Here is a 13,031-nt window from a genome sequence, read left to right as displayed (position 1 = left end):
TTTTCGCTTGCGGCACTAATAAAATAGACCGTAAAGGATTGAGGCAACGCATGAGCTTTTTAGACCAACTACTCACAATCATCCCGGCCGAGCGCTTCAAGCAAGACGAGCCGCTGTCAGCACACACATATACAAAACTGGGCGGGAAAGCGGATTATTTCGTGGCCCCACACACGTACGAAGAAGTTCAAGCCGTCCTTGAGCTCGCCCATCGCGAGAACGTACCATTCATGATTCTCGGTTTCGGGTCCAACTTGATCGTTCGAGACGGCGGCCTGCGTGGCATCGTCTTGAACTTGAACGAGTTGAACACGATTCGCCGCGACGGCAACCGGATCATCGCCCAAGCAGGAGCGGCCATCATCGACGTGTCGCGCCAGGCGCTCACTGAAGAGCTGTCTGGACTGGAGTTCGCATGCGGTATTCCGGGAACGGTCGGAGGCGCCGTCTACATGAACGCGGGCGCCTACGGCGGCGAGACGAAAGATGTGATCGCGAGTGCGGTCGTTTTGACGCCAGACGGCGAACTGCTCACGCTCTCGAAAGATGAGCTTGACCTCGATTATCGAACGAGCCGGGTCTCAAAAGAAGGATTGATCGTCCTAGAGGCGACGTTCGAACTCGATCCGCTCGGTTATGAAGCGATCAAAGGCGTGATGGACGATTTGACGCATAAGCGTGAATCGAAACAGCCACTCGAATATCCGTCATGCGGTAGTGTGTTCAAGCGCCCGCCCGGTTATTTTGCCGGTAAACTGATTCAAGATTGCGGACTGCAAGGCAAGCGCATCGGCGGGGCGGAAGTATCACTCAAGCACGCGGGCTTCATCGTCAATATCAATCAGGCGACAGCGACTGAGTACATCTCGCTCATTCGTCACGTCCAAGCGACGGTCAAACAGAAGTTTGAGATTGAACTTGAACCTGAGGTGAAAATCATCGGTGAAGACATCGCCGTTGAAAACGCATAAACATACGAAAGACGCCCGAACGGGATTTTCCGTTCGGGCGTCTTTCTGTCCGCATATTTCGGATGTGTTCGATTACGCGTGGAGCTGCTTCGTGACAGCTTCAGAAGCCGGCACGAACGTATAGCCGAGGTCGCGGGCGACGGCCTCATATGTGACCGTACCGTCGATGACGTTCAACCCTTTGAGGAGCGCTGCATTTTCGCGAAGCGCCGGGAAGATTCCTTTTTGAGCGCACTCGACGATATAAGGCATCGTCGCGTTCGTCAAACCGAGCGTCGACGTGCGCGGGACCGCCCCTGGCATGTTGGCGACGGCATAGTGCTGCACACCGTAGCGTTCGTACGTCGGTGCGTCATGCGTCGTAATATGATCGATCGTCTCACAGATCCCACCTTGGTCGATGGCGACATCAACGATGACGGACCCCGGTGACATTTGTTGCACCATCTCTTTCGTGACGAGCTTAGGTGCTTTCGCGCCCGGGATGAGGACGGCACCGATGACGAGATCGCTTTCGGCGACTTGCTTCGCGATATTATAGCGGTTCGAGATGAGCGTGTTGATCGTGTTCCCGAACTGGTCGTCGATTTGGCGGAGACGAGCCGGGCTGATGTCCATGATTGTCACGTTGGCTCCGAGACCAATGGCGATGCGGGCCGCGTTCATCCCGACGACACCGCCCCCGATGACGGTGACGTTCGCACGAGGCACTCCAGGAAGACCCGACAAGAGGATCCCTTTGCCGCCATGCGGTTTTTCTAAAATTTGCGCCCCGATTTGAGCAGCCATCCGTCCTGCGACTTCGCTCATCGGTGTGAGCAGCGGAAGCGTGCGGTCGACTTCGACCGTCTCGTAGGCGATGGCGGTCATGCCTGAATCGACGAGCGCTTTCGTGAGTTCAGGTTCGGCCGCTAAATGTAAATACGTGAAGAGCGTAAGGTCTGAACGGAAATATTGATACTCTGACGGCTGTGGCTCTTTTACTTTCAAGGCGAGTTCAACGTCTCCCCAAACGTCCTGTGCTGAATCGACGATGCTTGCCCCAGCGTCGATGTACTCCATATTCGTGAAGCCGCTCCCGATGCCGGCTCCCGTCTCGACGAGCACCTCGTGTCCGAGTTCCGTCAAGACTGATGCACCCATCGGCGTCAACGCGACGCGGTTTTCGTTATTTTTAATCTCTTTCAGTACCCCGATTTTCATGTGTAATTCCCCTTTCTATCTGCTGACACAATTTGTTCACACCTCTAGTATAGACCCAAGTGAAATCGCTGTCTTTAGCATGGATTCTAAAAGCGACAACCCCCACTTTGTGATTTTTCACAAAGTGGGGGTCAGTCGTCTTGACGATATTGTCCGGCCTTGATCGCTAAATAAATAGCGGCCCGTTCCGGGAGCGAGACTTGGGTGATGCTCGTCAGTTCTTCGATCCGTCGAATCCGATACAAGACCGTGTTCGGATGGATATGGAGGTGGGCGGCGACTCGTTTGACGTTCCCGTCAAAATAGAAATACCATTCAAGCGTCGTCACGAGTTCGGTGTGGTGAACTTGGTCATACGCCTGCAACCGTTCGATCGTCGGGTGCGTCTCGAGGCGCAGGCCGATCCGTCGGGACAAATCGGGGACGAGTTGATAGATGCCGATCTGCTCGAACGCCCGGGCACTAGCGAGCTCGAACGGGAACTTCCGACGTAGCGATGTGACCCGTCTCGCTTCCTCGGTCGCGGCATAGAGCGTATCGCTTTCGAAGAAACGACGGCTAATCCCGAGGCGAGGTTCGGCGTCAGTGAACTTGTCTTGAAGCTGGGTCTCGAAGCGATCGGCCCACTGGAGGAGGGCGGCCTCTTCTTCAGATAGCTCGGACTTCATATAATGCCAGACGAGCAGTTGTTGGCCGTCGATGGCGTGAAGGACGACCTCGATCGCTTCTTGTGTCGCAAGCGCATAAAATAACCGCTCAGCGAATTGCGGAGTGATCGGCTGCAAGCAGTCGATGATCGTCAGGCGACTCGCGACGGCAATCGGGGCAAGTTCGTTCAAGCGTTCCCGATGTGCGGAAGCGAGGTATGGCGAAGCGAGCACTTCTAAAAAGAAACGCTCGAGTTCGGCATCGATGCGACGTTCGTGCATGGCGATCGTCATGAGCAGTTTCTTGGCGATACTTGCCCCTTCCTTCAAGACGGTGAGCTCCTGCTCGGAGAAAGGGGTCGTCCGGGCCAGGCTCCAAATGTAGCCGAGCACGTCTTCTTGCTGCTTGATGACGACGGCGGCGCGCTCGCCGAGACCGATGGCCATCCGGGCCGGGATGACGACAGGCTCGTCTCGGTCGATCAGCTCTTGCAGGATACCGCTTTCCCACAAATCTTCGATGACGGCTTCCGGGACGCGACGGCCGATGATGGTCGCGATCCTAGCCGGGTCGGTCGAGTCGGGATGCGTGCTATAGGCGAGTAGCTGATGGTGGCGATTTTCGATCGTGATCGGTGCGCGGATCGCTTGCCCGATCGCTTCGGCAAGCGTGTCGAGTGATTCATATGATTTCTGTAAAAAAGGCATGTCGATTCCTCCTCTCTATCACTATACCGTCTCTGTTGTGAAAGTTCACAAAAAGATGGACAGTTTTTGAGAGGGGACCGACATGCCTGGACATGTGTATCGTTTTACATTGGGAAAAATAGTCCGACGACGAGGCCAAGCAATGCGCCGACGATGACTTGGTACGGTGTATGGCCGACGAGTTCGTTCAAGATCGGCGTGTCGTGCTTGATCCCTTTAAAATAGTCGTTCAATAGACGGGCTTGGAAACCAACGGCTTGACGGACGCCGGTCGCGTCGTACATGACGATCGTCGCGAACGTGAGCGCGAGGGCGAACATGCTTGAGTCGAGGCCTTCAGCCCGGCCGATCGCGGTCGCGAGCGCGACGACGGTCGAGGTGTGGGAGCTTGGCATTCCGCCTGAGGCGAACATGATTTCAAGTTCAAAGTCACGTGTTCGAATGAGTTCGGTCACAAGTTTGGCCGCCTGGGCGATAAACCAGGCCAGTATTGCGGCGAGTAACGGTTCGTTAAAGAGCAATTCAGTCACTTCCTGTCTGACAATAGTATCTACACTATACCCGATTCCATGCCGCGCTAGACGTAAAGTTTCTGTCAAAAATAGCGTCGCGGGCATTTGCCCGCGACGCTATTCGGTCGATTTTTGTTACCCGACGACGCCTTCAGTCTCTTGAAGTTGTTCCGCAATATTCTCGATGATATAGCGGTTGCGTGGATGCTCCTGACACTCTTTCGAGCATGAACGCATCTGTTTGGGTTCACACTCTTCACAACAGAAGTGTTGGGCATTGCACTCCGGGTTGGCACAATTAACGTAACGGACCGTCTTCGTTCCACAGTGCATGCACGTTGAAACGACTGACGGATTGACCGTGTTGACTGGGACGTTGATGCGCTCGTCAAAGACGTAAAGCTCGCCGTCCCAGTTTTCCCCTTGTGTTGCTTCGTCTTTGCCGTACATGGCGACGCCGCCTTTTAAGTGGAAGATGTTGTCGTGACCTTGGTCACGCATATATGCGGTAAATTTCTCGCAACGGACGCCTCCGGTACAGTACGTGAGAAGTGTTTTCCCTTCGTAGAGGTCTTTGTTCTCCTCGAGCCAGTCTGGCATGTAACGAGAAGCCTCTACGTCGATTTTGATCGCATTTTTGAAGTGACCAAGATCGTACTCGTAGTTGTTACGAACGTCGAGGATGACGACATCATCGCGATTCATCATCTCTTTCCATTCTTCCGGTTCGAGATACGCACCGTGTTGTTTAGGCACGTCGAACTCGCCATCAAAGCGCCACGTCACGAGCTCTTGTTTGTGACGGACAAAGATTTTCTTGAAAGCATGCTCTTCGACTTCATCGATTTTGAACTCGATGTCGCTGAAGTATGGATCGGCTTTCAAGTCGTTCATGTACTGTTCGGTTTGTTCCCAAGTGCCCGAGCACGTCCCGTTGATTCCTTCGGAAGAAATCAAGATACGTCCTTTGATCCCGAGGTCCTTACAATACTTGAGGTGTTGTTGTGTCAGTGTTTCTGGGTCCTCGATGTTGACGTACTTATAGTACAGTAAGACCCGCATTGGTTTTGTTTCCATGTTATTGCTCCCCTGTGTTCAGTTTTTTGCAGGAAAACGAACGTTGGGTTGTGTCGTTCGACGAATGAACTTGCCTGCAACCACAAGTCCATTATTATATGATAGATATCACAGTGAAATTTCGCAAATACTTTTTATTTTTTTTTGAGGAGAGCAGGGGGATGCGTCCTCTTGAACGAATTCGGGTAAAAGGTAGTAACGAAAGCCGAAGGTGGAAACTGAGATGCTCACATCACTCCAACAATATATATTGAACATCATCGAATGGCTCCAAGGACTGCCGGGAGGTCCTTGGGCTGGACTCGGGGCCCCGTTCCTGGAAGCAATTTTCCCGTTTCTCCCGCTCGTCTTGATCATCTCGGCGAACGCGGCCACGTATGGCTTCTGGCTCGGTGTGCTCTTATCGTGGATCGGCAGTTTGGCAGGGACGCTCCTCGTGTTCGCCGCCGTCCGATACGTGTTCCGCAAACCGATGACGCGTTGGCTCGAAAAACATAAACAGGGTGTCTATTGGCTCGATCGCATCAACCATATGAGTCCAATCTCGCTCGGATTCTTATATTCGTTGCCGTTCATCCCGGTCAGTTTAATCACGTACTTACTCGCCTTGATTCAAATGCCGCTCCGGACGTTCGTATTGGCGGCCGGATTCGGGAAACTGCTCGTCGTCGTCATCTTCTCGGTCATCGGTGATCAGTGGCAAGAGTTCATCCAAAGCCCGTTCCGCTTGTCGATGCTCGGCTTGCTCTTGCTCGTATTGTGGGCGATCAGCCGGGGTCTCGAAGAACTTCTCAAACGGCGCGCTTTCAAAAAACGGAACGAAGAGCTCAAACGTAAACGTGAAGCGAGAACATAAAAATCCTCGAAGGCGACCGCCTTCGAGGATTTTTGCTTAGTTGGTTTTTTTGAAACGTGGGAAGTTGAAGACGATCGCCAAGCCTCCGCAAATGAACAGGAGGAACGGATAGAACATATACGGGACGAGGGCGGGGGACGCCGTGTTCGTCAACTCGGCGGCGATGAGGAGCTGCGCCCCGTAAGGCAGAAGTCCTTGTACCCCGCACGAGAAGATGTCGAGTACGCTCGCTGACTTTTTCCGTTCGATGTCATACGTATCGGCGATATTCGCGGCAAGCGGGCCTGCTACGAGAATCGAGATCGTATTGTTCGCCGTCGCGACGTTCGTCGCACTGACGAGCCCGGCGATGCTCCATTCCGCACCAGCCCGGCGTTGAATCCGTGACGTGAGTGCGTCTCGTAAATAGGTGAGTCCACCGTTATGCGAGATGAGTCCGACGAGTCCGCCCATGAATAACGTCAAGAGCGAGATCTCGGCCATGCCCATCATGCCGTCGGCCATCGCCGTGACGTAAGACGTGACGGCCAAGCTTCCGTCAATCAGCCCGATGATGCCAGCGAGCGCGATGCCGCCGAGCAAAACGAGGATGACGTTCAGTCCGGTCAAGGCGAGGGCGATGACGGCGAGATACGGAATCAATTTGTACCATTCGAACACGGCCACTTCAATCGTCGATTCTCCGCTGGAGAGAACGGCTAACAGGACAGTCGTGATGATTGCGGCCGGGAGCACGATCCAAAAGTTGGTCCGGAACTTGTCGCGCATGTTCGTCCGTTGTGTCCTTACGGCAGCGATTGTCGTATCCGAGATGAACGACAAATTGTCTCCGAACATGGCCCCGCCGACAACGGCCGCGGCCGCGATCGCGATATTGACCCCGCTCTCTTGATGGATGCCGAGCGCGATCGGGGCGAGCGCGGCAATCGTACCGGTCGATGTGCCCATCGCCATCGAGATGAAAGCGGCGATGACGAACAGTCCGCTCAGTAAGAGTGATGGTGGCAGGAACGTCAAGGCCGCATTGACCGTCGCGTCAATCGCACCGATTGCACCGGCGACGCTCGAGAACGCGCCGGCGAGCAGGAAGATGAATATCATGATCAAGATGCCTGGATTACCGGCACCTTGGGCGATGCGCTCAACGGTCTGCGTGACGCTTCCTTTCGTCATCATCGCAGCGACAATTAAAGCGATCAACGCCGCGATCAGCACCGGGAACTTGTAAAAGTCGCCATAATAAATACCCGCCCCGATGAAGAAGACGAGGAAGACGAGCAAGGGCAAGAGCGCCCATTTGTTAGCTGTTGGTTGTTCCAATCGATTCACCTCATTTCAAAGAATAGAAAAAAAGAGCCTTCCGAAAAAGGCTCTCTCTGTAAGAGACACCCTTTTCATCTTTCGAGCAGAACGCTCGCTGGATTTGGCACAGGTTACCCGCTGCCGAGACATCTAAGGGCCAGTCCCTCCGTCTCTCTTGATAAAAAGTCGTCATGATGTAGTTGTTAGACACGTTTCCTAACGTACCTGTTTCAAATCGGGTTGTCAACAGAAATCCCCCTGCGCCAGTGGACGCGGGGGGAAGTCATGTCGTCAAAAAGTTGTAATGGGCGACGCGGTTACGACCGGCGTACTTGCCGCCGACGTAAAGGGCCCGGTCAGCGTTACGGATCGTATCGTCAAGCCGTTTGTCGCCGAACGCTTGAATCGTATCGACACCGATCGAGGCGGTCACGGGAATATCGACCCCATCGACACGGAACGGCTTATCTTCAATCTTCTGCCGAATCCGTTCGGCGATATCGACGGCTTGGTCGACGTCGCAATGATTGAGCAGCAAGATGAACTCCTCGCCCCCATAACGGGCCGCAAAGTCATCGGTCCGGAGCACTTGTCGGATTCGCCGCCCGAACTCTTGGAGCACGCTGTCTCCGACTTGGTGACCGTGCGTGTCATTGATTTTTTTAAAGAAGTCGATGTCGAGCATCGCGACCGAGATCGGGTACATCGAGCCGTCCGAGATTTGTTGAATCCCATACTCGTAGAACGCGCGCGCATTGGCGAGCAGCGTCAAGCTATCGGTGCGGCTTTCCGTGTATAGGCGGTCGCGTTCGTGGCATCGGCTGATCGTTCGGTTGAACGATTTCAACAGTTTTACCATCTCGTTTTGAATGATGGGCGGATAGCCATAGACGTGTTCACCGATCATGACGATACGTGTGCGAATCCCGTCAATCTCTTCTGACTGGACCGAGATGAAGCTGTGGTAATCGTCATGAAACGCATCTGACAACGCTGCGTCCCATTCGAAGCGCATCTCATAATCGACAGACTTGGCGTGTGGATGGCGCGCTTCCATCAAGTCGAAGACGAGCGGACGGTCGATCGGCTGTCGCGTCAACAAATCGAAATAGAGCGTTCGGTCGAACAGGACGAACTCGACAAACCCTTTATCATATTGGTTGAGGCGCTCACATTGACTCAAGAACACTTCAATCGCCTGGGCCTCGCTTTGAGACAGGGAGACGGCCTCTTTCGCTTCATCGTACTGTTCGATCAATGACTTGAACGCGTCTTGGCGCCCTTTTTGAATCATCAACCGCTTAATAAAGAACGTGAGGGCGGCCGCAATGCTGCTGACGACGAGCAAGTTTGTCTCACGGAAAAACGACGCGGCAAAGATGAAGACGAAACTAACGATATACGTGTAAAAAGCGATGTTCAGAAAATCTCGGACCGGAATATCAACGCGGAACCACCAGCCGACTTGATATTTTTGGACAATCGTGTTCAAGATGATGGCGCTGATCAGACCAAGGAGCGGGACAAACGAATCCTGCGAATAGAAGCCAAGACCGGTCTCACCGCCGAGTGCCAAGTAAACACTTGCCGGGATGGCGATTTCTAAAAATGACGTGATCGCGTTCCAAGGATAAGTGAACCGGAAGCGGCGGAGCGCGACGCGCGGTTTTAAGTTGGCGAACTGAAAGACGAGGAGTCCAATTTGGTTGACGAGGAGCGCCGTCTCAAAATCAAAGAATAAAAAGATGATGAGGACGATGCTTTCTGAAAACGTGAAATAGACGCCTTTCCGTTCAATCGAGTCCATTTGGAAAATGATGACGAGCAGCGCGATCAAGATGAACGGAAGCGGCTCGATCGCCGGAACATCAAGGACACCGGTTGTAAACAAAGTGATGGTCAGTAAAACGATCAAACTCCAAATGCTCCAACCGAGGACGGACATCTTGCGAAAATGATTCATAGTTCCCTCCTGTGTGGGAAAAGTCTTCTCATATGTATGGTAGGAGATTCGGCACGGTTGCGCCCGAGTCCTGCCTATTCATCATAATGGCTGAATTCTAGCATTGAGTCTACATCAAATATCCTCTATAATGAAGTTGCTTTTCAACCACATAGACGAAAGTCGATGAAAAAGAGAGTAACGATCGTTTAGTCAACAAAGCGACCTAGGAATTGGTGAGAGCCTAGGCTGACAAACATCGCGAAACGCACTTTTGAGATGCTATCCGAAGCGAGTAGGCGTAGCCGGGGGCCCCCCGTTATCACCATTAAAGTGGTCTGTGTAAAGCAGGCAAGAAGAGTGGTACCGCGGGCCAACCCGTCTCTTTGCATCTGTGCAAAGGGCGTTTTTTTTATGACTAGATTTGAAGGAGGAAATTTACATGAGTTATGAACGCAAGTATGCGGAGGCTCTGTCACGTGTCATCGGTGACGAACTCACGCTCGACCAGATTGAGGCATTGATTGAAAAACCAAAACATGAGGCGCACGGGGATCTCGCGTTCCCATGCTTCCAACTCGCCAAGGCGTACCGGAAAGCGCCGGTCATGATTGCGACTGACATCGCCGGTGAATTGAACGACGAACTGTTCACAAAAGTTGAAGCGGCCGGTCCATATGTGAACGTCTTCTTGAGCCGTGACGTCGTCTCGCAGGAAATCATTAACATGGTTCTCGACGAGCAAGCGGATTACGCGACGCATGCGACACGCAACGAGACGATTGTCACGGACTTCTCGTCACCTAACATCGCCAAACCGTTCTCGATGGGACACTTGCGCTCGACGGTCATCGGTAACGCCATCAACCAGATCGCTCGCAAAAACGGCTACAACGTCGTCGGTGTCAACCACCTCGGCGACTGGGGTACACAATTCGGGAAACTCATGGTCGCTTATAAGAAGTGGGGCGATGAGGAAGCGGTCCGGGCAAATCCGATCGCTGAGCTCTTGAAGCTATACGTTCACTTCCATGAAGAAGTGAAAACTCAGCCTGAGCTTGAAGACGAGGGCCGTGCTTGGTTCAAAAAGCTCGAGGACGGTAACATTGAAGCGACCGAACTGTGGACATGGTTCCGTGACGAGTCGCTCAAAGAGTTCCAAAAAGTATACGATCTCCTCGGTGTCGAGTTTGACAGCTTCCACGGTGAAGCGTTCTACAACGACAAGATGGACCGGATCGTCGCCATGCTCGAAGAGAAGAACCTGCTCGTCGAGAGTGAAGGGGCGATGGTCGTCTCGCTTGAAGACGAGAACTTACCGCCATGCCTGATCACAAAGAAAGACGGCGCGACGCTTTACGCGACACGTGATTTGGCTGCGGCCGTCTATCGTCATGAGACGTACAACTTCGTCCAAGCGAACTACGTCGTCGGTGGCGAGCAGGCACTCCACTTCAAACAGTTGTTCTCGGTACTCCGCAAGCTCGGTTACGACTTCGTCGACGGCATGCACCACGTACCGTTCGGCTTGATCTTGCAAGAAGGGAAGAAGATGTCGACACGTAAAGGCCGCATCGTCCTGCTTGAAGAAGTATTGAAAGAAGCGATCGAGAAAGCGCAAGCGAACATCGAACAGAAGAACCCTGAGCTTCCAAACGCAGAGAACGTGGCTCGTATGGTCGGCGTCGGCGCCGTCATCTTCCACGATTTGAAGAATGAGCGCATCAACAACATCGAGTTCGACCTCGACAGCATGCTCAAGTTCGAAGGGGAGACGGGACCTTACGTGCAGTACACGAACGCACGGGCGAACTCGCTCCTCCGTAAAGGCAACTACGACGGTTCGACGTTCGCAGGTGCGGACGACGACCACACGTGGGGTGTCGTGACGATGCTCAACGCGTTCCCACACGTCATCACGCGTGCCCATGAGCGCCGTGAGCCGTCGATCATCAGCCGTTACGTCCTCGACTTGGCGCAATCGTTCAACAAGTATTACGGCCACGTCCGTGTGCTTGAAGAAGATGCGGGCAAACAATCGCGTCTCGCGCTCGTCAAAGCCGTGACGATCGTCTTGACGGAAGGACTCCGTTTAATCGGTGTCCAAGCTCCAGAAGAAATGTAAATAAAAACATTCCGAACGCTGAAGTGACCCCTGAAAGTTAGACACGGTTATTTCATTTAGGCTGCGTGAACGAACTGGGTCCGGTACTACACCGGGCTCAGTTTTAATTTTGCCTTGATTCATCTTGCATTGTAATCATCTATATAAACGTGAAAAAGGGATGAATTCATCCCTTTTTCACAATCTTTTTTCGATTTCCATTCCAATCTCAGGGTATGCTTTTGTCCAATGGAAAGGCTGGATTTCTTCTAATTTTTTGTAGATTAATTCGTTCTTGTCTGAAGTTATTGCCGCCTTTACTTGTGAACCCCAGTAATAAAGTCTTTCTTGGCAGACGCCGCATGGTGTGAGCACTTTGAAGTTAGCGTTTTCATCATCACGAACGACGCATATCGAATGAGTCACTTTAGAGTTTAGCTTATGAGCTTCTAGGATTGCCCCAGTCTCCATACATAATTCGGTTGAAGCGTTAATAACTTCTGGCGATACGCTTATTAGCACATCACCTTGATCCGTATACATAGCTGCAGCACCGCCCCAACCGACAGGGTATCGTTGTTTGATAAATGCTACAGTAGCGTCGTAAAGTTCCTTCTCAATGTTCAAATCAATTTCCTCCTGTAGAAAAATACCATTTTATCCTTCGTTTGAAATATTATCATATTATTTTTGAGATGGGATTTTCTTCAAGCATCTTGATCTTGTTTTTAATAGTATGGAAGAGATAAAGGTTCAAAGAGTATAAGGTGCAATTACTATCACTTTCTATGATAGACCAGATAAAACCTAGCGTTTTCATGATGTCATCAAAAGTGGCATATATTGTGCCATTCTAAGTTGGCGCACGACATCGTTAATAAACGACTTCTTCTAAAGGCAATCCTTTCCAAATGTCGAAAGTTAGTGTATCGGTTTACTTTGATTCAGCTCTTAACGTGATTTATTCACCGATAAGTTAACTCGATTGAGGAGAGGGATAGAAGAATGCTTGAGAAGATATTAAAACATAGTTGGAACGCATTTTCGGGTCTATTCGTATTGCGATGTTCGGTTCGGTTGACGATTGGCCGAGTGCTTTTCTCCGAAACGAAATACTTCGTTCGTAAGTGCACGTACAAGGAGAGAACCATATGAAAAAAGTACTTCAAAAAAAGAGTAAGAAGGCGACATACACAGGTTTATTGATATTTATTGTACTTGCAGTTGCAATCGTTCCGACCCTGATCAATGAGTATAGTGAAATGAAAATTCAACATACAAAACAAGTGTCAACTGAATCTATGACGATGACCAAAGACGAAATATACAAATTGGAACGTCAACAGAGAGAACTAGCAAATCAATATGAAGAAAATCATGAGTGGTTGTACGATGAAATAAAAGACGTAGCACCACTTATAGAGTTTGGCTATGATTTTATGTACGATCACCCTGAGTATGACAAATTAAAAATAACATATCCTAAAACGACATATAAAATTGATGGAAAGAATGTAACTTTTATTTCTAATGAAGGTAAGATTATCCGAGCACATACTCAAGTGTAGACGTCAAGTTGATTTTGACACTTTTTGCTCGTTTGCCTTTTACACTTCTGCCGAAAACAATGATTTCCGGTTCCTCATCCGATGACTGTCGTCATCACTATGTATGATTTCGACGCGATGGAGTAAGCGGTCCAGTATCGC

At 51.4% G+C, this 13,031-nt stretch carries 11 protein-coding genes, 1 riboswitch and 1 other annotated feature; of the genes, 4 read left to right on the top strand and 7 right to left on the bottom strand.

Going from position 1 to position 13,031, the window contains the following annotated elements; all coding sequences use genetic code 11:
* The first annotated feature begins 50 nt into the window (after window positions 1–50).
* The gene (murB, locus tag KNP77_RS13290) at window positions 51–971 is read left to right on the top strand and encodes a UDP-N-acetylmuramate dehydrogenase (RefSeq protein ID WP_070329190.1); all 921 of its coding nucleotides are present in this window, start codon (window positions 51–53) and stop codon (window positions 969–971) included.
* Window positions 972–1,043: 72 nt separating this feature from the next.
* Here murB and ald read toward each other — a convergent pair whose 3' ends face one another.
* The 4 genes from ald to trhO form a co-directional block, all read right to left on the bottom strand.
* Window positions 1,044–2,174, bottom strand: coding sequence for an alanine dehydrogenase (ald, locus tag KNP77_RS13285; protein ID WP_071398884.1), 1,131 nt, complete (start codon window positions 2,172–2,174; stop codon window positions 1,044–1,046).
* A gap of 131 nt (window positions 2,175–2,305) precedes the next feature.
* Window positions 2,306–3,529, bottom strand: a complete 1,224-nt coding sequence (locus tag KNP77_RS13280) for a PucR family transcriptional regulator (protein WP_214891231.1) — start codon at window positions 3,527–3,529, stop codon at window positions 2,306–2,308.
* Between the two features lie 104 nt (window positions 3,530–3,633).
* The gene (locus KNP77_RS13275) at window positions 3,634–4,059 is read right to left on the bottom strand and encodes a divergent PAP2 family protein (RefSeq protein ID WP_070329193.1); all 426 of its coding nucleotides are present in this window, start codon (window positions 4,057–4,059) and stop codon (window positions 3,634–3,636) included.
* Window positions 4,060–4,176: 117 nt separating this feature from the next.
* Window positions 4,177–5,118 carry an oxygen-dependent tRNA uridine(34) hydroxylase TrhO gene (trhO, locus tag KNP77_RS13270; RefSeq protein ID WP_131508154.1) on the bottom strand — a complete coding sequence of 314 codons (942 nt, stop codon included), beginning with the start codon at window positions 5,116–5,118 and terminating at the stop codon, window positions 4,177–4,179.
* A 223-nt stretch (window positions 5,119–5,341) separates the two neighbouring features.
* Here trhO and KNP77_RS13265 point away from each other — a divergent pair, with 223 nt between their 5' ends.
* Window positions 5,342–5,974, top strand: a complete 633-nt coding sequence (locus tag KNP77_RS13265) for a TVP38/TMEM64 family protein (RefSeq protein ID WP_131441650.1) — start codon at window positions 5,342–5,344, stop codon at window positions 5,972–5,974.
* A gap of 36 nt (window positions 5,975–6,010) precedes the next feature.
* Here the strand turns inward: KNP77_RS13265 and KNP77_RS13260 are convergent, their stop codons facing one another.
* Entirely contained in the window at window positions 6,011–7,294 is a 1,284-nt protein-coding gene (locus KNP77_RS13260; protein WP_214891229.1) for a Na+/H+ antiporter NhaC family protein, read from the bottom strand.
* 71 nt (window positions 7,295–7,365) lie between these two features.
* A riboswitch (SAM riboswitch) is annotated at window positions 7,366–7,461 on the bottom strand.
* Between the two features lie 98 nt (window positions 7,462–7,559).
* Window positions 7,560–9,239, bottom strand: coding sequence for a GGDEF domain-containing protein (locus KNP77_RS13255; RefSeq protein ID WP_251139085.1), 1,680 nt, complete (start codon window positions 9,237–9,239; stop codon window positions 7,560–7,562).
* Window positions 9,240–9,395: 156 nt separating this feature from the next.
* Window positions 9,396–9,607 (top strand) — a binding site (T-box leader).
* A gap of 53 nt (window positions 9,608–9,660) precedes the next feature.
* On the opposite strand from KNP77_RS13255, the gene argS reads away from it, so the two are divergent.
* Window positions 9,661–11,343, top strand: coding sequence for an arginine--tRNA ligase (argS, locus tag KNP77_RS13250; RefSeq protein ID WP_214891227.1), 1,683 nt, complete (start codon window positions 9,661–9,663; stop codon window positions 11,341–11,343).
* 177 nt (window positions 11,344–11,520) lie between these two features.
* Here argS and KNP77_RS13245 read toward each other — a convergent pair whose 3' ends face one another.
* Window positions 11,521–11,949: a cytidine deaminase gene (locus KNP77_RS13245; protein ID WP_214891225.1), complete on the bottom strand. Its 429-nt coding sequence runs from the start codon at window positions 11,947–11,949 to the stop codon at window positions 11,521–11,523.
* 524 nt (window positions 11,950–12,473) lie between these two features.
* On the opposite strand from KNP77_RS13245, the gene KNP77_RS13240 reads away from it, so the two are divergent.
* Window positions 12,474–12,890 carry a hypothetical protein gene (locus KNP77_RS13240; protein WP_214891223.1) on the top strand — a complete coding sequence of 139 codons (417 nt, stop codon included), beginning with the start codon at window positions 12,474–12,476 and terminating at the stop codon, window positions 12,888–12,890.
* Window positions 12,891–13,031: the final 141 nt, after the last annotated feature.

This window comes from Exiguobacterium sp. s142 (genome assembly GCF_018618455.1).
GTDB classification, from domain to species: Bacteria; Bacillota; Bacilli; order Exiguobacteriales; family Exiguobacteriaceae; genus Exiguobacterium; species Exiguobacterium aurantiacum_A.
This window is presented reverse-complemented; position numbering and strand designations above follow the sequence as displayed.

Bases quoted from the DNA above. Each gene is read 5' to 3' on its own strand.
- murB (WP_070329190.1), top strand. From the start codon at position 51: ATGAGCTTTTTAGACCAACTACTCACAATCATCCCGGCCGAGCGCTTC.
- ald (WP_071398884.1), bottom strand. From the start codon at position 2,174: ATGAAAATCGGGGTACTGAAAGAGATTAAAAATAACGAAAACCGCGTC.
- KNP77_RS13280 (WP_214891231.1), bottom strand. From the start codon at position 3,529: ATGCCTTTTTTACAGAAATCATATGAATCACTCGACACGCTTGCCGAA.
- trhO (WP_131508154.1), bottom strand. From the start codon at position 5,118: ATGGAAACAAAACCAATGCGGGTCTTACTGTACTATAAGTACGTCAAC.
- KNP77_RS13265 (WP_131441650.1), top strand. From the start codon at position 5,342: ATGCTCACATCACTCCAACAATATATATTGAACATCATCGAATGGCTC.
- KNP77_RS13255 (WP_251139085.1), bottom strand. From the start codon at position 9,239: ATGAATCATTTTCGCAAGATGTCCGTCCTCGGTTGGAGCATTTGGAGT.
- argS (WP_214891227.1), top strand. From the start codon at position 9,661: ATGAGTTATGAACGCAAGTATGCGGAGGCTCTGTCACGTGTCATCGGT.
- KNP77_RS13240 (WP_214891223.1), top strand. From the start codon at position 12,474: ATGAAAAAAGTACTTCAAAAAAAGAGTAAGAAGGCGACATACACAGGT.